Genomic DNA, 18,215 nt, shown 5'->3' on the forward strand with positions numbered 1-18,215 from the left:
TCAACGGAAATAATTGAAGGAGTCGGGGAAGCCGGCGCGCACGAAGCGTCGCTCACGACAGTCACTGCGGGTTCAAACATGTCAGCCTTGTCAGAAAACTTGAAATCAGACTTTACCAAGCTTGCGCGGATGCCGGCGGCCCGGCTGCTAAAACCATTCGGCACGCTGCTGATCGCAGTGCTCATGGGCGCGCCCGGGCTGGCCCCTGCGCAACCGGCGCAGGCCGCCCCAACATCGCACACCATTTTGATCGTTGGCGATTCGCTGAGCGCCGAATACGGCCTCAAGCGCGGCACCGGCTGGGTACCGCTGCTGGAAAAGCAGCTGGCCGGCGAAAGGAAAGCCGCCAGAGTCGTCAACGCCAGCATCAGCGGCGACACCACCTCCGGCGGGCGCTCGCGCCTGCCGGCCCTGCTGGCGCAGCACAAACCTGACACGGTGGTGATCGAGCTGGGCGGTAACGACGCCCTGCGCGGCCTGCCGCTGGACATGACCGAGAAAAACCTGACGGCCATGACGCAAGCGTCCAAAAAAGCGGGTGCCAAAGTGCTCCTGGTGGGAATGCAGGTGCCGCCCAACTACGGCGGCGCTTATGGGGCTGGCTTTGCCGGCCTGTTCCCGAAAGTGGCCAGGACCGAAAAAGTCGCGCTGGTGCCCTTCTTCCTCCAAGGTGTGGCCGACGCAGCCGACCCTGTCGCCAACTTCCAGGCCGACCGCATTCACCCCAACGAGCAGTCGCAAGCCAGGATGCTGGCCAATGTCTGGCCCGAACTGAAGAAACTGATCAAGTGAGCCTCGAACGCATTTCCGCCGAGGACGCACTCGGCAAACTGGGCGGTTTTTCCGCCATCATTGACGCCCGCAGCGAGGGGGAATATGCGGAAGACCACCTGCCGGGCGCCATCAACTGGCCCAGCCTGAATGACGACGAGCGAAAAATAGTCGGCACCCAGTACAAGCAGATCAGCGCGTTTGAAGCCAAAAAGCAGGGTGCGGCCCTGGTGGCCAAAAACATCGCCGCCCACATTGAGCGCGAGGTGCTGGACAAACCCCGGGAATGGCAGCCGCTGGTGTATTGCTGGCGCGGCGGCAAACGCAGCGGCTCGCTGGCGCTCATCCTCGACCAGATCGGCTTCAAGGTCACCCTGGTCGATGGCGGTTACAAGGCTTTCCGGGCCGCGCTGGTGGCGGATCTACCGCAACTGGCAGCACGCCACAGCTACCAGGTGGTTTGCGGCACCACGGGTTCGGGCAAGACCCGCCTGCTCCACGCGCTGGCGGCCCAAGGCGCCCAGGTGCTGGACCTCGAAGCCCTGGCCAATCACCGCAGCTCGGTGCTGGGCATGATTCCCGGTTCACCGCAGCCCAGCCAGAAAGCCTTTGACAGCCGCATCTGGGCCGCCTTGCGCAGCTTTGACCCGACTCGCCCGGTGTACATTGAAAGCGAAAGCAAAAAAGTCGGCAATGTAGCCGTGCCCGAAGGGCTGATTGCCGCCATGCGTGCCAGCCCCTGCCTGCAGCTGGAACTGCCCGAGGAGGAACGGGTGGCACTGCTGCTGGAAGACTATGATTTTTTTGTCAAGGACATCGACTTTTTCTGCGACCGGCTGGGCGCCCTGACCGAGGCCCGCGGCAAGGAAACCGTGCAGGACTGGCAGGCACGGGCCCGCGCCGGCGACGTGGCCTCGGTGGTTCGCGAACTGCTGGTCAAGCACTACGACCCGGTGTACCTGCAGTCGATGCGGCGCAACTTTGCGCATTACGAAACGGCGCGGGTGCTGCAGCCGCAAAACCACAGCGTGGCCGCCATGACCGCGCTGGCGCAAGCCATGCTTGCCGGCCCCTGAAAGCGGCCTTTCAGCGCAACTGTTCGTGCCTGCGTCTGGGAGCCTGTCGGGCTTGGGGCGTCGGCTGCAAATCGACCGCAGTGGTCCATTTTTCACCATCCCCTTGTCCCATAGCGGGGCTATGGGCCTGCAAATCCGGCAAAAACTGTCCTCGCCGGGGCCGATTTTCGCTCGACGCCCCAAGCCCGACAGGCTCCTAGAAGTCCCCGCTCGACCCGCTGGCCAGGCTTTCAAACTTGGTAATGCGGTTGATAAACGCCAGCTTCACCGTGCCCGTAGGGCCGTTACGCTGCTTGCTGATGATGACCTCGGCCACACCCGGCTCCTTGCAGGCCTCTTTGGTGTAGTACTCGTCGCGGTAGATGAACATGATGATGTCGGCGTCCTGCTCGATGGCGCCGGATTCGCGCAGGTCGCTCATCATGGGGCGTTTGTCGGTGCGGGACTCTACGCCGCGGCTGAGCTGCGACAACGCAATCACGGGGCACTGCAACTCTTTGGCCAGCATCTTCAGGCCGCGTGAAATCTCACCGACGGCGGTGGCACGGTTCTCCTCGGCCATGCCACCGGAGACGCTCATGAGCTGCAGATAGTCGACCACGATGAGGCCGAGCTTGCCGCACTGCCGCGCCAGGCGCCGGGCGTTGGCGCGCAGCTCGCTCACCGTCAGGCCGGGCGTTTCGTCGATGTGCAGCGAGACGGTGCGCAGCTTTTCAATCGCTTCGGTCAGGCGCGGCCACTCCTCATCGGTCAGGCCGCCGGTGCGCAAATGGGTCTGGTCGATGCGGCCGATGGAACCAACGATACGCACGGCAAGCTGGGAGGCGCCCATTTCCATGGAGAACACGGCCACGGGCAGGCCCTCGTTGAGCGCGACATGCTCGGCGATGTTGATGGCCAGTGCGGTCTTACCCATGGACGGGCGGGCCGCAAGAATCACCAGATCGCCGGCCTGGAAGCCGGAGGTCATGCGATCCAAATCGTAGAAACCTGTGGGCACGCCGGTGACGTCCTGCGGGTTCTCGGCCATTTCGGTCACGCGATCGAGCAGGCTGACGACCAGCGTGTCCATGCTCTGGAAGCCTTCCTTCATGCGCGAGCCCTGCTCGCCAATCTTGAAGATCTTCTGCTCGGCCTCGTCGAGGATGGTGGCGACATCCTTGCCTTGCGGGTTGAAGGCGTTGGTGGAGATTTCGTCGGAGGCGGACACCAGCTTGCGCAGGATGGAGCGCTCCCGCACGATCTCTGCATAGCGGCGGATGTTGCTGGCGCTCGGCACATACTGCGCGAGCGAGTTCAAATAGCCCAATCCGCCCACCTCGTCAGCCTTGCCCTGGTTCTGCAGGTGCTCGTATACCGTGATGATATCGGCCGGCTTGGAAGCGTTGATGAGCGTGCCGACAGCGGCGTAAATCAGCTTGTGCTCGTGGCGATAGAAATCTTCATCGGTCAGCAGGTCGCCCACGCGGTCCCAGGCGCCGTTGTCGAGCAGCAAGCCCCCCAGTACGCTGGATTCGCCTTCGATGGAGTGCGGTGGAATGCGCAACTGGGCAATCTGGCGGTCAGGGCTGTAGCCGGGATCGTCAAAAGTGGAAAGTAAAGCGGACATGGGTTTCCTGGGAAGGTGCTAAATACTACGCCGACAGCGCGAAAGCACCCGGGATAAGGCTGTGGATAAGCGGGGGAAATTCAGTGGGATTGCCGGATGTACGTGTGTACAACCCGGAACGGGCCGTCCCAACAAAAAAGCCGCTCCGAAGAGCGGCTTTTTTAGCAGCGTAACCGGATTTAAGCGGTTTCGCCGTAAACCGTCACGGTGATGTCAACTGCCACGTCAGTGTGCAGTGCCACGCTGACAGCATGGTCGCCCACGGTCTTCAGCGGGCCGTTGGGCATGCGGATTTGCGACTTGGCGACGGGGAAGCCCTGCTTGGTCAGCTCAGCCGAGATGTCGTGGTTGGTGACCGAGCCAAACAGGCGGCCATCCACACCAGCTTTTTGCGTGAGCTTGATGGTAGTACCACCGAGCTTTTCGCCCTGAGCCTGCATTTCGGCGAGCTTGGCGGCGGCGGCTTTTTCAAGCTCAACGCGCTTGGCTTCGAACTCGGCCTTGTTGGCTTCCGTGGCGCGACGGGCACGGCCGGAAGGGATCAGGAAGTTGCGTGCATAGCCGTCTTTGACTTTGACGACTTCACCCAGATTGCCCAGGTTCACGACTTTGTCGAGCAGAATAATTTGCATGGTCGTGCTCCTTACAGGCTACGGTGCTGGTCGCTGTAAGGCAGCATCGCGAGGAAGCGAGCGCGCTTGACGGCGGTGTTGATCTGGCGCTGGAAAATCGCGCGCGTGCCGGTCAGGCGTGCGGGGATGATTTTTCCGTTTTCGGCGACGAAATCGCGCAGGGTGTCGATGTCCTTGTAGTCGATTTCTTCAACGCCAGCGGCTGTGAAGCGGCAAAAACGCTTGCGCTTGAACAGCAGGGATTGGGTATTGCGCTTGGGGCGCTTGTCTTTGTTGAAACGTTTTGGTCCGGCCATGATGGACTCCTTAAATTGGGTTCAGTACTTGCTCAGAAACTTGTTCTAGGGCTTGAATATGAAAAACAACGCCTTTGCTGGTGCGCGCATTGATGAGGAAACCGGTGAACCTGAAGGGCTTGCCTAGCGGAGACTTGGCTGATTGCTCAGCCAGCGTTCCGAAGGCAACCGCCCTGACCGTCAATTTGACCTGTCTGGCAACACCTGCTTCGACGATTTCGGACTCGTGTTCGAGGACGAAATTGGCGGCAGGGATTCCAGCGGGCGTGTAGCGAAGAGGACTTGCCTCGGCGATACAGGCGGTCAGTTCAACGTGGTTCACTGCGGGCTTTTGCTCAATGGCAGCTGCGCGGCAGCGAGGCGTTCAACAGCATGGTGGCTATTAAGCCGCATACTCCTGCTGTTGGGCTTTACGGGCTTCTTCCCTCTCGACGTTGCGCATCATGAGGGATGGGCCGGTTTCGGCCTTTTTCTTGACCACGGTCAGGTGGCGCAGCACGGCATCGTTGAACTTGAACGCGTGTTCAATTTCTTCCATCACGGCCTGGCTGGCTTCGATGTTGATGCAGAGGTAGTGGGCTTTGGCGAGTTTCTGGATCAGGTACACCAGCTGGCGACGGCCCCAATCTTCAACACGATGCACTTTTCCACCGCCGGCGGTGATCATGCCCTTGTAACGTTCCAGCATGGCTGGCACTTGCTCGCTTTGATCCGGATGGATCAGCAAGACGATCTCATAGTGACGCATAAACTCTCCTTGTGGTTGATTGAAGCTGCCCCAGCGTCGTTAAGGGTGCAGCAAGGCGAAGCCCATGATTATAGCCGGTTGGCGGCCCCGGGTGCAAATTCAGGTGTTCAAGTGACGCAGGGAGGTACTTCCAGGGCGAACCTCCACCGGCAGACGGCATGCCAGGGGAACGCGCCAAGGAGGATGGACGACGCCCGAAAACCTGAACCTAAAGGCTTTTCAGGTCCGGATAACGCACGTGATCCACCAGATCGCGGGCTTTCTGGGGGGGTGGCCGGGTTACCAGGCTCACCAGCACGATCACGGCAAACCCGACCGGAACGCCAAATAGCCCCGCGGAAATGGGATCAATGCCCCACCAGAGCTGGATGGGTGAGGTGATGCCGAAGGCCTCGCGCAGCCAGGGCTGGGTGGTCAGCATGTAGTAGGACGTCACACCCAGGCCCGACACCATGCCCAGCACCGCCGCAATGCCGGTCGCGCGTTTCCAGAAAATGCCCAGGCTCAGTGCCGGAAAAAATGAGGCCGCCGCAAAGGAAAATGCCGCCGACACGAGAAACAGGATGTCGGCCGGTTTTTGGGCCGCCACGTAGGCCGCCGTTAAGGCCACGATGAGCAGCAGGATTTTGGACACCGTCACCCGGCTGACCGTCGAGGCGTTGGGGTCGATCATCTTGTAATACACGTCATGGCCCAGCGCATTGGCAATCGTCAGCAGCAGGCCGTCTGCCGTGGAGAGCGCAGCCGCCAGACCGCCGGCCGCCACCAGCCCGGAAATAACGTAAGGCAGGCCGGCAAGCTCGGGGGTGAGCAGCACAATGACGTCGCCGCCGACCGTCATTTCATTGAGTTGCAGGATGTTGTCCCTGTTGACATCGGTCACCGACAGCAGCGACGGGTCCACCTTGCTCCAGGTGTTGATCCAGGCCGGCAGGTGGTCAAACGGCATGCCCACCAGCACGGTGAAGATTTCATATTTCACCAGCACGGCCAACGCCGGCGCCGTGAAGTACAGCAGGCAGATAAAAAACAGGGACCATGTGACGGACTGACGCGCCTCCCGCACGCTGGGGACGGTGTAATACCGCATCAGGATGTGCGGCAAAGCGGCAGTCCCCACCATGAGGCAAAAGACCAGCGCCAGGAAATTCCGGCGCGACGTGTCGTAAATCTCTCTTTCTTTCGGCGTTCCCTCCGGGTCGCCGGAAAACTGGGCCGCGTGTGGCGGCATGCCGTTGAGCGGCTGGCTTTTGATGTCCGCGACGGCTTTGGCGGCCGACCAGCTGCGAACCGCCGCGGCCTCGTTTTTAGGCATCGCCGCCAGCGCCCTGGCCGCTGAGGAAACCTGTGCAACGGAGGCATTACCGCTCTTCAACTCTTCCATCTTCTTGCTGGCAGCCAGCTTGTCGGCAGCCAGCGAAGCCGCCGGATGCCCGATCTTGTCGGCCAGGGCCTCCGAGCGCTGCCGGAACAGGGCTCGCACCTGCTGCTCGCCGGGATCATCGACCAGCTGTTTTTCCCGGGCGGTGACCTTCTCCAGCTGATAGCCATAAACCAGTTGCGGCACGGGGACGCCGGTCTGCTTGGCCGACAGCCAGATCACCGGAATCAGGTAGGCCACCACCAAAATGATGTACTGGGCTACCTGCGTCCAGGTCACGGCGCGCATTCCGCCCAGGAATGAGCACACCAAAATACCGCCCAGGCCGAGGAAAATCCCGAGTTCGAACGCAATGCCCGTGAGATAGGACGTGATCAGGCCGACGCCATAAATCTGGGCCACCAGGTAGGTGAAGGAGCACAGGATGGCGGCCATCACCCCGATGAGCCTGGGCAGGTTTCCGCCGTAGCGCTCGCCCAGGAAATCCGGGATGGTGAACTGGCCAAACTTGCGCAGGTAGGGAGCCAGCACCAGGGCGACCAGGCAATAGCCGCCCGTCCAGCCCATGATGAAGGCCAGACCGCTGTAACCCGTGAGGTACAGGGTTCCTGCCAGGCCGATGAACGACGCCGCCGACATCCAGTCGGCACCGGTCGCCATGCCGTTGTAGACAGCCGGGACACGGCGGCCCGCCACGTAATATTCCGCGGCGTCGGTGGTGCGGCTCATGATCCCGATACCCGCATACAGGCCAATGGTGGCCATCAGGAAGGTGGAACCTATCCACAACCGTGGCATGCCCATGCGCTCCAGGCCGGCGAGCACGGCCACAAACAGCACCAGACCTACCGTGTACCAGCAGTACACCCGGTTCAGCTGGGTCTTGAACTGCCGCTTCGAGAGGCCGATCCCGTCCCGGGATCCGAAAAATCCGGCCATGGTTCAGTGCTCTCCATCCGCAAGGTCTGCCACGTCGTGCTCAATGTCGAGACGGTTCATGCACCACGCATAAAACCCGATGATGAGGCAATACACCAGCAAAGCGCCCTGCGCCCCCATCCAGAAACTGAAGGGCCAGCCAAAAAAAGTGAAGCTTAAGGCCCGCGCGAAGTAACTCACGCCAAACGTGACGGCAAACCAGATCAGCAACAGCGCGGCCGTCAGGGCGAGGTTCTTGCGCCAGTAGCGGCGATGGTTGTCAGTGAGCTGCATTGCCCGTCACACTCATTGCCGCGCCAGGGGCCTGCCCTGCGCGCGCCGGCTGGCCGGGCCTGACTTGCAAGCCGTATTCGCCTTCCAGTTGCGCGGCCACCCGGGGCTCAAACTGGCGGAGGTGGTCGATGATTTTCCGGGCTTTTTCGGGCTGGCCCAGTTCCAGGCGAACCTGCGCCAGCCAGTACCAGCCGTGGGGACTCATGGGCTGCAATGCCGTGTTCATTTCCAGGGGCTGCACCGCCGCATGAAACTGCCGCCGGTGGATCAGGGCCAGCGCCAGGCCGTACCACGCACGGTCCATGCGCTCATCCAGTGCCAGGGCACTGCGAAACGCGGCCTCAGCAGATTCATGCTGCCCGGCATGCTGCAGCACATAGCCCAGGTTGAACCAGGCAGGTGCGTCCTGCGGCCAGGCGCGGGTGAGCTGGTGCAGGCTCGCCGCCGCCTCGTCATAATTTTTCAACGCTGCCAGCACATGGGCCCGGCTGGCGAGCGCATAGCGATCCAGTGGTCTTAGCCGCAGCATCCGCTCAAATCCTGCCAGTGCGCGCGCGCGGTTTCCGGCCGCAAGCAGGGCCACTGCCTGCACTCTCAGAAAGTGATAGTTCAGCGAATTCAGCGCCACCTTCATTTGCACAGCACCACGCCGATCTGCAGGCAAATCGCGACCTTGGCGATGGCTGCGCCACCCCAGATGAACAGCAGGACCAAACCGGCCACCAACGGCAGATGGCGGTCCAGCACCACCCGGGGCGCGAGCCAGCGTGCCGCCCGTACCCAGGGGCGCCCCACCACTTGCAGCAGGCGATAAAACGGGTTGTGATCGCGGGCCTGACCTGACAGCAGGCCTATCACCCACTGGCCCAACAGCGCGAGCAGTGCGATCTCGGTGAGCAGTTTGACAGTGGTGACAACAGCAAGCATGGCATTTAGGGGCAATGCCCCCGATTGTCATCGGAGGGCTTGCCAGTTGCTTACCGTGTGCATTCAAGCAACCGGGGGTTTTCCCTCGGTTGCCACTGACTGCCGGCAAACTGCCAGCAGACTCAACGCATCAGCATCGGCTGATCAGCATCATTTGGCCAAGCGCTTCCAGGTGTCTATCACGGTGTCCGGGTTCAGCGAAATCGAGCCGATGCCCTGCTCCTTGAGCCAGAGTGCAAAGTCCGGATGATCGCTGGGACCCTGGCCGCAGATACCGACGTACTTGCCCTGTCGCCTGCAGGCGCTGATGGCCTGGCTCAGCAAGGCCTTGACGGCGGGGTCGCGCTCGTCAAAGTCCGTGGCCAGAATCTCCAGGCCCGAGTCACGGTCCAGTCCCAGCGTCAGCTGGGTCAGGTCGTTCGAGCCTATGGAAAACCCGTCGAAGTATTCGAGGAACTGGTCGGCCAGCACGGCGTTGCTCGGCACCTCGCACATCATGATCACGCGCAGGCCCTGCTCACCGCGTTTCAGGCCATGTTGTGCCAGCAGGTCGGTCACCTTTTTGGCCTGTCCCAGGGTGCGGACAAAAGGCACCATGACCTCGACGTTGACGAGGCCCATGTCATTGCGAACGCGCTTGAGCGCTTCGCACTCCATGGCAAAGGCTTCACCAAAATCCGGGCTGAGGTAACGCGATGCACCGCGGAAACCCAGCATCGGGTTTTCCTCCTCCGGCTCGTAACGCGAACCACCAATCAGCTTGCGGTATTCGTTGGACTTGAAATCGGACAAACGCACGATCACCGGCTTGGGCCAGAAAGCCGCGCCAATGGTCGCGATGCCTTCGGCCACCTTGTCCACGTAAAAAGCGCGTGGCGACGCATGGCCGCGCGCCACACTTTCCACCGCCTTTTTCAGGTCCGCATCGACATTCGGGTAGTCGAGAATCGCCTTGGGGTGCACGCCGATATTGTTGTTGATGATGAATTCCAGCCGCGCCAGGCCAACGCCATGGTTGGGAATCTGGCAAAAATCAAAAGCCAGCTGCGGGTTGCCGACGTTCATCGTGATCTTCAGGTCGATCGGCGGCATCGTGCCGCGCTGCACCTCGGTCACTTCGGTTTCCAGCAAGCCGTCGTAGATGTTGCCGGTGTCGCCTTCGGCGCAGCTGACCGTCACCAGCATGCCGTCCACCAGCCGCTCGGTGGCATCGCCACAGCCCACCACCGCGGGAATGCCCAGCTCGCGCGCAATGATGGCCGCGTGGCAGGTGCGCCCGCCGCGGTTGGTCACGATGGCGCTGGCGCGCTTCATCACTGGCTCCCAGTTGGGGTCGGTCATGTCCGTCACCAGAATGTCGCCAGGCTGAACCTGGTCCATCTCGCTGATGTTGTGCACGATGCGAACCGGGCCGGTGCCGATCTTCTGGCCGATCGCGCGGCCTTCGGCCAGCACGGTGCCGGTGCCCTTGAGCTTGTAGCGCTGCTCGGCCTTGCCCTTGGACTGGCTTTTCACCGTCTCGGGGCGGGCCTGCAGGATGTAGAGCTGGCCGTCGGTGCCGTCCTTGCCCCACTCGATGTCCATGGCGCGGCCATAGTGTTTTTCGATGATGACCGCGTAACGGGCGAGTTGCTCGACGTCTTCGTCGCTCAGCGAATAGCGGTTGCGCAGTTCTGCGGGCACGTCGGTGGTCTTGACGAGCTTGCCGCCGGCTTTTTTCTCCTCGGCCGTGGTGAACTCCATCTGCAGCAGCTTGGAACCCAGGTTGCGACGAATCACGGCACGATTGCCTGCCTCGAGCATGGGCTTGTGCACGTAGAACTCGTCAGGGTTCACCGCGCCCTGCACCACCGTTTCGCCCAACCCGTAACTGGAGGTGATGAAGACCACGTCTTCAAAACCGCTCTCGGTGTCGATGGTGAACATCACCCCGGCTGCGCCGAGATCGCTGCGCACCATGCGCTGCACGCCGGCCGACAGGGCCACGTCGGCATGGGCAAAGCCCTTGTGCACGCGGTAGCTGATGGCACGGTCGTTATAGAGCGAGGCAAACACCTCTTTCATCTTGTGCAGCACATCGTCGATGCCGACGACATTCAGGAAGGTTTCCTGCTGGCCGGCAAAGGAAGCGTCGGGCAGGTCTTCGGCCGTGGCGGACGAACGCACGGCAAAGCTGGCCTGCGCATTTCCGGCGCTCAGGGTGGCAAAACTGGCGCGAACGGCTTGCTCGAAGTCGGGCGGGAAAGGCTGGGCTTCGACCAGGGCGCGAATTTTGGCGCCGGCCTCCGCCAGCGCGCGCACGTCGTCGGTGTCAAGCGCATCGAGCAGTGCATTGATTTTTTTATCCAGCCCGTCGTAGGCCAGGAACACCCGGAAAGCGTGCGCGGTGGTGGCAAAACCCGTAGGCACCCGCACGCCTTGCGGGCCTGTGGGCAACTGCGAGATCATCTCGCCGAGGCTGGCGTTTTTGCCGCCAACGGCCTCGACATCTGTCATTCTCAGGTTTTCAAACGGTACGACCAGGGCGGTCGCCTCAAACAGGTTGGACATGAAAATACTCCGGGAGGTTTAAAAACCGGGGAATTCACCATGCGCGGCAAGCAACCTTGTTGTTGTTTGAAGGGGTTGTGGCGGGGCATGGCGTGACAATCGGGATAATTGCCACGATTGTAGGGGCCTGCGGCCGGATGTGCCGCGTCAGCCTTTCACCCAGCTTTCAATCAGACAGACGCCCACCATGTCCCAACGCACCGTGTTTTTCATCTCCGACGGCACTGGCATTACCGCCGAAACCTTTGGTAACGCCATCCTGGCGCAGTTTGAGTTCAAGCCCCGCCATGTCCGGCTGCCGTTTATCGACAGCGTGGACAAGGCCCACCAGGCCATCCGGCAGATCAACCACGCGGCGGAAGTGGAAGGCAAGCGGCCCATTGTGTTTACGACGCTGGTGAACATGGAGATCCTGGCCGTCATCAAAACCCACTGCAACGGCATGCTGCTGGACATGTTTGGCATGTTTGTGGCGCCGCTTGAAAGCGAGCTGGGCATCAAGTCCAACCACCGGGTGGGCCGCTTTTCGGATGCCTCCAAAAGCAAGGAATACGACGACCGGATCGAGGCGATCAACTTCTCGCTGGCCCACGACGACGGCCAGAGCAACAAGGACCTGGCGGGCTCTGACGTGATTCTGGTGGGCGTGAGCCGCAGCGGCAAGACGCCGACCTCGCTGTACCTCGCCATGCAGTACGGGCTCAAGGCCTCCAACTACCCGCTGATTCCGGAGGACTTTGAGCGCCGCCAGCTACCGCCCGCCCTGGTGCCGCACCGAAGAAAGATTTTTGGCCTGACGATTGCTCCCGAGCGCCTGGCCCAGATCCGCAACGAACGCCGGCCCAACTCCAAGTACGCCAGCCTTGAGAACTGCCGCGAGGAAATCCACGAAGCCGAAGCCATGATGCGGCGCGAAGGCATACGCTGGCTGTCCACCACCACCAAGTCCATCGAAGAGATTTCCACCACCATCCTGCAGGAAATCCGGCCGGAGCGGCTGGAGTACTGACTGCCGAAATCTATTTTCCAGCTCACCCGGAGCTGCAGTCGCTATCATTTTTGCAGCTCGTTACGCCCACTGATATCGACATACAGCCACATTTTCGCCAGCGTGCGCCAGGTGAACCCGTGCCTTTTCACCGCCCGAGAGCGTGTAGAAGGCGCGGTGCTGCAAGTGATCACTGCAGCGCCACGTGGCTGACTCACAAAATGCGACGAAAGTATGCGCGAATAACTCTCATTCGCAACAATTCGATGCAAAAATAGCCCGCCGCAACCGCGGATCAAGAGAAAGCATAGTGAGTGGCAATTCGATAAATAGTAAATACCTATCGAAATAAATAAATGAGAAGATATACACTATCAATTCGCAAGCGCTCAACGCAAGCACTCAAGTATTTTTTTAACCAAGCCATAGAAAGCAAAAATGTCCCTGATCAACACCGAAATCATTCCCTTCAAGGCCACCGCATATCACAATGGCAAGTTCGTGCCGGTGAGCAACGAGAACTTCAAGGGCCATTGGTCCGTCGTGGTGTTCTACCCCGCCGACTTCACCTTTGTCTGCCCCACCGAACTGGGTGACCTGGCCGACCATTACGCAGAATTCCAGAAGCTGGGCGTGCAGATTTACGGCGTGTCGACCGACACCCACTTCACCCACAAGGCCTGGCACGACACCTCCGACACCATCCGCAAGGTCCAGTACCCGCTGATCGGCGACCCCAGCCAGCAGCTGTCCCGCGCTTTCCAGGTGCTGATCGAAGAAGGTGAAGACGCAGGCCTGGCCTACCGCGGCACCTTCGTGATTGACCCGGCAGGCAAGATCAAGACCATCGAAGTGCACGACAACGGCATCGGCCGTGACGCTGCCGAACTGCTGCGCCGCGTGAAGGCTGCCCAGTACGTGGCCGCCCACCCCGGTGAAGTTTGCCCCGCCAAGTGGACGGAAGGCGCCGAAACGCTGAAGCCTTCGCTCGACCTGGTCGGCAAGATCTAAGCCCAAGCTGTTTGCGCCAAGCCCGGGCGCGCCAGCTCCCGGGCTTTTTTATTCCCCCATGCATTCGAAAAGTGAGTTCCCCATGCTCGACGCCAGCACCAAAGCCCAACTGAAGAGTTACCTCGAGCGCGCCACGCAGCCGATCGAAATCGTTGCCTCGCTCGACGACAGCAAGGCCTCGGGCGAGCTGCAGTCGCTGCTCAAGGACATCGCCGACTCGTCCCCGCTGGTCAAGGTGACCGAAAGCCGCGACGACAAACATCGCAAGCCCTCGTTTTCGATCAACCGCCCGAGCGAGAACCACGGCCCGCGCTTTGCCGGCCTGCCCATGGGCCATGAATTCACCTCGCTGGTCCTCGCGCTGCTGCAGGTCGGCGGCTACCCGCCGAAAGTCGAGCAGGCCGTGCTGGAGCAGATTCGTGGGCTCGACGGCGATTTCGAGTTCGAGATTTATGTTTCACTCACCTGCCACAACTGCCCCGACGTGGTCCAGGCGCTGAACCTGATGGCGGTGCAGAACCCACGCATCCGCACCACGATGATTGAAGGCGGGCTGTTCCAGGACGAGGTCAAGGAGCGCCAGATCATGGCCGTGCCGACCGTATTCCTGAATGGCACCGAGTTCGGCCAGGGCCGCATGAGCCTGGAAGAAATCCTGGCAAAAATCGACACCAGCGGTGTGGAACAGGAAGCGGCCAAAATCGCCGCCAAGGACCCGTTCGACGTGCTGATCGTCGGCGGTGGCCCGGCCGGCGCCGCAGCGGCGGTGTACGCCGCGCGCAAAGGCATCCGCACGGGCGTGGCGTCGGAGCGCTTTGGCGGCCAGGTGCTGGACACGATGGGCATCGAGAACTTCATCTCGATCAAGGAAACCGAGGGGCCGAAATTCGCGCACGCGCTGGAAGAACATGTGCGCAACTATGACGTCGACATCATGAACCTGCAGCGCGCCAAGGCGCTGGTTCCGAATACCGGACCGGGCAAGGACCTGATCGAGATCCAGCTTGAAAGCGGTGCCTCGCTCAAAAGCAAATCGATCGTCATCTCGACCGGAGCGCGCTGGCGCAACATCAACGTGCCGGGCGAGCGCGAGTACAAAAACAAGGGTGTGGCCTACTGCCCGCACTGCGACGGCCCATTGTTCAAGGGCAAGCGCGTGGCGGTGATAGGCGGCGGCAACTCCGGTGTCGAAGCGGCGATCGATCTGGCCGGCATCGTCGGGCATGTGACGCTGATCGAGTTCGACACTGCGCTGCGTGCCGATGCCGTGCTGCAGCGCAAGCTCGCCAGCCTGAAGAACGTGACCGTGTTCACCCATGCGCAGACCACCGAGATCACCGGTGACCAGAAGGTCAACGGCCTCATCTACAAGGACCGTGCAAGTGGCGAGTTGAAGACGGTCGAACTGGAAGGCGTGTTCATCCAGATCGGTCTGGTGCCCAACACCGACTGGCTCAAGGGCGTGGTTGAGTTGTCCCGGCATGGCGAGATCGTGGTGGATGCCAAGGGCCAGACCTCTGTGCCTGGCGTATTTGCAGCCGGCGATGTGACGACCGTGCCTTTCAAGCAGATCATCATCGCGGCAGGCGAAGGCGCAAAGGCCGCGCTGAGCGCTTTCGATCACCTGATCCGCACTTCAGCACCGGCAGCCTGAAGCCCTGCGCCAGCTGGCTGGCATCGCCGACATCGCCGACATCGCCGACATGGCCGGCATAACCGGCAGCAATGTTTCTGCAAAGAAGAACGCCTATCAATCCCATTCGCCCTCAAAACGCACCCGTAGGGTCATGGCATTTTGCTTGCCGAACCCGGCCGGTCTGAAGACAATGGAATTCGTCCAAAAAAACCAGAAGGATCTCCCATGAAAGGCGACGCCCAAGTCATTGCCCACCTGCAGGCCCAGCTCAAAAACGAGCTGACTGCCATCAACCAGTACTTCCTGCACTACCGGATGTACAAACACTGGGGCCTGGACAAGCTGGCCAAGAAGGAATACGAGGAATCCATCGGCGAAATGAAGCATGCCGACAAGCTGATGGACCGCATCTTCGTGCTCGAGGGCCTGCCCAACCTGCAGGATCTGGGCAAGCTGATGATCGGTGAAGACGTGCTGGAAGCGCTGAACTGCGACCTGAAGAGCGAGCAAGGCGCCCAAGCCACGATCAAGGACGGCATTGCCCATTGCGAGACCGTGCGCGACTATGTCTCGCGCGACCTGCTGCAGGAAATCCTCGACGACACGGAAGAGCACATTGACTTTCTCGAGACCCAGATCGAACTGGTCGACAAGGTTGGCGTGCAGAACTACCTGCAAAGCCAGATGGGCGAGGTCAGCTAAGCGCTAAGCGCGATACACACCACTGCGGCACGTTCCGGGCCAATAGCCTGGACCTGGCGCGCTAAAAAAGGGGGCCCGAAGAGCCCTCTTTTTTCGTTCAGACGCCCACATACCCCACACACGCCTATGGCGTCAAAGGCGATATCCGACCTGATTCGGGTTGTTTTTGCGCAACTTTTGCATTAAAGCTATTACGAATCATTATCATTTGGCATACACTTGGAGACGAACTTTACGAGCCAGCCAAACTCGCGTCCCCATGGGACAGCCTCGAGAACAGCCAAGCTATTTCCTGAAACCCGGTCCGGCCGCGACAAAAGGCCGAATCATGCTTGGAGGCCCTCTTGGCACACCCTTCCGACCGCGCCGCACGCCTTGTGCGCAAACAAAAATCCCGCCCCGGCGCTGGCAACCACTCACTGCTAGCGGGCGCAACGCCCCCACCCAGCGCATCGTCCGACAAAGCCCTGCTGCCCCTCGGCGCGCTGATGCTGGCTGTTTCGGTTTCCGGCTGGGCACAAAGCGTTCCCGCCACCACGAGCACGGATACCGCAGCATCCACCTCCGCCGCCCCCGCCACGTCCACGCAGGCCGAAGGCAAAACCCTCGCCCCCGTAACGGTCACCGGAACCCGTGACCGCGCGGCACAGACCTACCAGAGCGGCATCACCAGCGTCGGCAAGGTGCCGGTGCCCGCCAAGGACATTCCGCAATCACTGACCGTTGTGAACGAAAAGCTGATTCACGACCAGGGCAAGGACAGCTTCAAGAGCGCGCTCGAAAATGTCATTGGCATCACCTTTGAAGCGGGCGAAGGCGGCCGGGTGGGCGACAACATTCGCCTGCGCGGCTTCAGCGCTGCGGGCGATATCTACCAGGACGGCATGCGCGACATTGCCCAGTACAACCGCGACACTTTCAATACTGATCGCGTCGAAGTACTGCGCGGCGCGGCTTCCATGCTGTTTGGCCGCGGCTCGACCGGCGGCATCATCAACCAGGTCAGCAAACAGCCGCGCCTGATCACGGAACACGAGATCAACGCCACCATCGGGACCGACAATTACCAGCGCTTGCAAGGCGATTTCAACTTCAAGCTGGACGACGATGCGGCCCTGCGCATCAACGCCATGACGACCGACAGCGATGGCCGCGGAGACAACGCCGGCGCTTCCACCCATCGCCGCGGCCTGGCGCTGGACTACCGCTTTGGCATAGGCACCGCCAACGAATTCCAGGTCAGCTACTACCACCTGCATTACAACGACAAGCCCGACTGGGGCTTTGCCTGGCTCGAAGGCCGCCCGGCCCCCTCGCCCACCAACAAGTACTGGTATGGCCTGGACAGCGATTTCCAGAACGACAAGGCGGACGCGCTGACGCTGTCGCACACCCACCGCTGGACCGACGGCAGCAGCCTGAAAACCACGCTGCGCGACGGTTACTACTCCCGCGCCATGTGGGCCACGCAGTCCAGCTTCGCCGCCGGCACCACCGTGTCCAACATCAATCCCGACACGGTGGTGAACAGGCGCACCAATGCCAAGGCAGGCAAGGAGCACCACACCTTCCTGCAAACCGACTACCTCACCAGCACCCAATGGTTTGGCCGCAAGAACAGCCTGCTGGTGGGAGCCGAATACGCGGTTGAAAATTCAAGCCGCTCGACCTATCCCTCGCTGATTGCCACCAAACCGTCCACCACCGTTGGAAACCCAAGCAGCGCCGGCATCAGCGGCAACCTGATCGAGCAGGTGGCGACGCAATTCACGGCCACGACACTGGGCCTGTACGTGCAGGACACGATCGACCTGACGCCTTACTGGAAGGTGGTCGCCGGTTTGCGCCTGGACCGCTTCCAGGGCGACTTTGACCGCTCCGGCAACACAGCCCCCAACAATACCCCGCTCTCACGCTCGGACAACCTCCTGAGCAAACGCGTCGGCCTGATGTACCAGCCGAACGAAGAGGTGAGCTACTACGCCGCGTATGGCACCTCGTTCAACACATCGGGCGACCTCTACCAGTTTGACCCGCGGTCGGCCAACACACCGCCTGAGAGCAGCCGCAACATGGAGATCGGCGTCAAGTGGGAACTGTATGGCGGCGACCTGTCCTTGCGCACGGCACTGGCACGCACTGAAAAGTACAACGAGCGCAATACCGACATCGATACGGCCAACAACTCCTACCTGCTGTCCGGCAAGCGCCACACCGATGCGCTGGAGTTTGAAGTGGCGGGTCGCATCACGCCGCAGTGGGACGTCTTCGCAGGACTCGGTTTCCTGCGCGCGGTGATTGACCAGTCGGGCTCGAACGCCGCCGGCCTCGCCGAAGTCGGGCAGAACCCGGGCCTGAGCCCCAGCCGCCAGGCCAACCTGTTCACGACCTATCGCATCAGCGACAAATGGCGTATCGGTGGCGGCTTTACCGCCGTGAGCCAAAACAAGCCCGCCAACAGCGTGACGACCACCAACCGCGCGCCCGGCTACGTCAAGGCCGATGCGCTGGTGGAGTACCGCATCAACGAAGGCAATACCGTCAAGCTCAACATCGACAACCTGTTCGACAAGGTGTACTACAACACGCTGTACCGCGGCTTCGCCGCACCCGGTGCGGAACGTACCGTGCACCTGACCTTGACCAGCAAGTTCTGAGGCGCAACGATTAGGGTCT

The 18,215-nt window shown here is 61.2% G+C and carries 17 protein-coding genes; 7 read left to right on the forward strand and 10 right to left on the reverse strand.

Going from position 1 to position 18,215, the window contains the following annotated elements; genetic code table 11:
• Window positions 1-183 precede the first annotated feature (183 nt).
• Both AC1DUR_RS11605 and mnmH read left to right on the forward strand, forming a co-directional pair.
• On the forward strand, window positions 184-792 hold the full coding sequence (locus tag AC1DUR_RS11605; protein WP_477717526.1) for an arylesterase: 609 nt from the start codon (window positions 184-186) through the stop codon (window positions 790-792).
• Window positions 789-1,847, forward strand: coding sequence for a tRNA 2-selenouridine(34) synthase MnmH (mnmH, locus tag AC1DUR_RS11610; protein ID WP_477717399.1), 1,059 nt, complete (start codon window positions 789-791; stop codon window positions 1,845-1,847). The genes AC1DUR_RS11605 and mnmH overlap by 4 nt, the downstream gene beginning before the upstream one ends.
• Window positions 1,848-2,043: 196 nt before the next feature.
• Here the strand turns inward: mnmH and dnaB are convergent, their stop codons facing one another.
• From dnaB to ppsA, 10 genes are all read right to left on the reverse strand, one after another.
• Complete coding sequence (gene dnaB, locus AC1DUR_RS11615; RefSeq protein WP_477717400.1) at window positions 2,044-3,456, reverse strand: replicative DNA helicase; 1,413 nt, start codon at window positions 3,454-3,456, stop codon at window positions 2,044-2,046.
• A gap of 179 nt (window positions 3,457-3,635) precedes the next feature.
• The gene (rplI, locus tag AC1DUR_RS11620) at window positions 3,636-4,088 is read right to left on the reverse strand and encodes a 50S ribosomal protein L9 (protein WP_477717401.1); all 453 of its coding nucleotides are present in this window, start codon (window positions 4,086-4,088) and stop codon (window positions 3,636-3,638) included.
• Window positions 4,089-4,099: 11 nt separating this feature from the next.
• The gene (rpsR, locus tag AC1DUR_RS11625) at window positions 4,100-4,384 is read right to left on the reverse strand and encodes a 30S ribosomal protein S18 (RefSeq protein ID WP_011483947.1); all 285 of its coding nucleotides are present in this window, start codon (window positions 4,382-4,384) and stop codon (window positions 4,100-4,102) included.
• A gap of 10 nt (window positions 4,385-4,394) precedes the next feature.
• Window positions 4,395-4,706, reverse strand: coding sequence for a primosomal replication protein N (gene priB, locus AC1DUR_RS11630; RefSeq protein ID WP_477717402.1), 312 nt, complete (start codon window positions 4,704-4,706; stop codon window positions 4,395-4,397).
• Window positions 4,707-4,766: 60 nt separating this feature from the next.
• On the reverse strand, window positions 4,767-5,132 hold the full coding sequence (rpsF, locus tag AC1DUR_RS11635) for a 30S ribosomal protein S6 (RefSeq protein WP_007871089.1): 366 nt from the start codon (window positions 5,130-5,132) through the stop codon (window positions 4,767-4,769).
• Window positions 5,133-5,340: 208 nt separating this feature from the next.
• Window positions 5,341-7,452, reverse strand: a complete 2,112-nt coding sequence (locus AC1DUR_RS11640; protein WP_477717403.1) for a sodium:solute symporter family protein — start codon at window positions 7,450-7,452, stop codon at window positions 5,341-5,343.
• Window positions 7,453-7,455: 3 nt separating this feature from the next.
• Window positions 7,456-7,725 (reverse strand): DUF4212 domain-containing protein, encoded by a 270-nt coding sequence (locus AC1DUR_RS11645; protein WP_477717404.1) that lies wholly within the window; start codon window positions 7,723-7,725, stop codon window positions 7,456-7,458.
• Entirely contained in the window at window positions 7,712-8,359 is a 648-nt protein-coding gene (locus tag AC1DUR_RS11650; RefSeq protein ID WP_477717405.1) for a tetratricopeptide repeat protein, read from the reverse strand. The genes AC1DUR_RS11645 and AC1DUR_RS11650 overlap by 14 nt, the downstream gene beginning before the upstream one ends.
• On the reverse strand, window positions 8,356-8,652 hold the full coding sequence (locus AC1DUR_RS11655; protein ID WP_477717406.1) for a hypothetical protein: 297 nt from the start codon (window positions 8,650-8,652) through the stop codon (window positions 8,356-8,358). Before AC1DUR_RS11655 ends, AC1DUR_RS11650 begins: the two co-directional genes overlap by 4 nt.
• Window positions 8,653-8,802: 150 nt before the next feature.
• Complete coding sequence (gene ppsA / locus AC1DUR_RS11660; protein WP_477717407.1) at window positions 8,803-11,202, reverse strand: phosphoenolpyruvate synthase; 2,400 nt, start codon at window positions 11,200-11,202, stop codon at window positions 8,803-8,805.
• A 187-nt stretch (window positions 11,203-11,389) separates the two neighbouring features.
• Here ppsA and ppsR point away from each other — a divergent pair, with 187 nt between their 5' ends.
• The 5 genes from ppsR to AC1DUR_RS11685 all read left to right on the forward strand — a co-directional run bounded on the left by ppsR (window position 11,390) and on the right by AC1DUR_RS11685 (window position 18,196).
• Window positions 11,390-12,211 (forward strand): posphoenolpyruvate synthetase regulatory kinase/phosphorylase PpsR, encoded by an 822-nt coding sequence (gene ppsR, locus AC1DUR_RS11665; protein ID WP_477717408.1) that lies wholly within the window; start codon window positions 11,390-11,392, stop codon window positions 12,209-12,211.
• Window positions 12,212-12,628: 417 nt separating this feature from the next.
• The gene (gene ahpC, locus AC1DUR_RS11670) at window positions 12,629-13,201 is read left to right on the forward strand and encodes an alkyl hydroperoxide reductase subunit C (RefSeq protein ID WP_477717409.1); all 573 of its coding nucleotides are present in this window, start codon (window positions 12,629-12,631) and stop codon (window positions 13,199-13,201) included.
• Window positions 13,202-13,283: 82 nt separating this feature from the next.
• A complete protein-coding gene (gene ahpF, locus AC1DUR_RS11675; RefSeq protein WP_477717410.1) occupies window positions 13,284-14,855 on the forward strand; it encodes an alkyl hydroperoxide reductase subunit F in 1,572 nt (523 codons plus the stop codon).
• A gap of 207 nt (window positions 14,856-15,062) precedes the next feature.
• Window positions 15,063-15,539: a bacterioferritin gene (gene bfr / locus AC1DUR_RS11680; RefSeq protein ID WP_477717411.1), complete on the forward strand. Its 477-nt coding sequence runs from the start codon at window positions 15,063-15,065 to the stop codon at window positions 15,537-15,539.
• Between the two features lie 344 nt (window positions 15,540-15,883).
• Entirely contained in the window at window positions 15,884-18,196 is a 2,313-nt protein-coding gene (locus AC1DUR_RS11685; RefSeq protein WP_477717412.1) for a TonB-dependent receptor, read from the forward strand.
• Window positions 18,197-18,215: the final 19 nt, after the last annotated feature.

This window comes from Polaromonas sp. P4_F4, from assembly GCF_056401355.1.

Excerpts from the sequence above, each read along its gene's own strand:
- AC1DUR_RS11605 (WP_477717526.1), top strand. The coding sequence starts at position 184 with ATGGGCGCGCCCGGGCTGGCCCCTGCGCAACCGGCGCAGGCCGCCCCA.
- dnaB (WP_477717400.1), bottom strand. The coding sequence starts at position 3,456 with ATGTCCGCTTTACTTTCCACTTTTGACGATCCCGGCTACAGCCCTGAC.
- rplI (WP_477717401.1), bottom strand. The coding sequence starts at position 4,088 with ATGCAAATTATTCTGCTCGACAAAGTCGTGAACCTGGGCAATCTGGGT.
- rpsR (WP_011483947.1), bottom strand. The coding sequence starts at position 4,384 with ATGGCCGGACCAAAACGTTTCAACAAAGACAAGCGCCCCAAGCGCAAT.
- rpsF (WP_007871089.1), bottom strand. The coding sequence starts at position 5,132 with ATGCGTCACTATGAGATCGTCTTGCTGATCCATCCGGATCAAAGCGAG.
- AC1DUR_RS11640 (WP_477717403.1), bottom strand. The coding sequence starts at position 7,452 with ATGGCCGGATTTTTCGGATCCCGGGACGGGATCGGCCTCTCGAAGCGG.
- AC1DUR_RS11645 (WP_477717404.1), bottom strand. The coding sequence starts at position 7,725 with ATGCAGCTCACTGACAACCATCGCCGCTACTGGCGCAAGAACCTCGCC.
- AC1DUR_RS11650 (WP_477717405.1), bottom strand. The coding sequence starts at position 8,359 with ATGAAGGTGGCGCTGAATTCGCTGAACTATCACTTTCTGAGAGTGCAG.
- AC1DUR_RS11655 (WP_477717406.1), bottom strand. The coding sequence starts at position 8,652 with ATGCTTGCTGTTGTCACCACTGTCAAACTGCTCACCGAGATCGCACTG.
- ppsA (WP_477717407.1), bottom strand. The coding sequence starts at position 11,202 with ATGTCCAACCTGTTTGAGGCGACCGCCCTGGTCGTACCGTTTGAAAAC.
- ppsR (WP_477717408.1), top strand. The coding sequence starts at position 11,390 with ATGTCCCAACGCACCGTGTTTTTCATCTCCGACGGCACTGGCATTACC.
- ahpC (WP_477717409.1), top strand. The coding sequence starts at position 12,629 with ATGTCCCTGATCAACACCGAAATCATTCCCTTCAAGGCCACCGCATAT.
- ahpF (WP_477717410.1), top strand. The coding sequence starts at position 13,284 with ATGCTCGACGCCAGCACCAAAGCCCAACTGAAGAGTTACCTCGAGCGC.
- bfr (WP_477717411.1), top strand. The coding sequence starts at position 15,063 with ATGAAAGGCGACGCCCAAGTCATTGCCCACCTGCAGGCCCAGCTCAAA.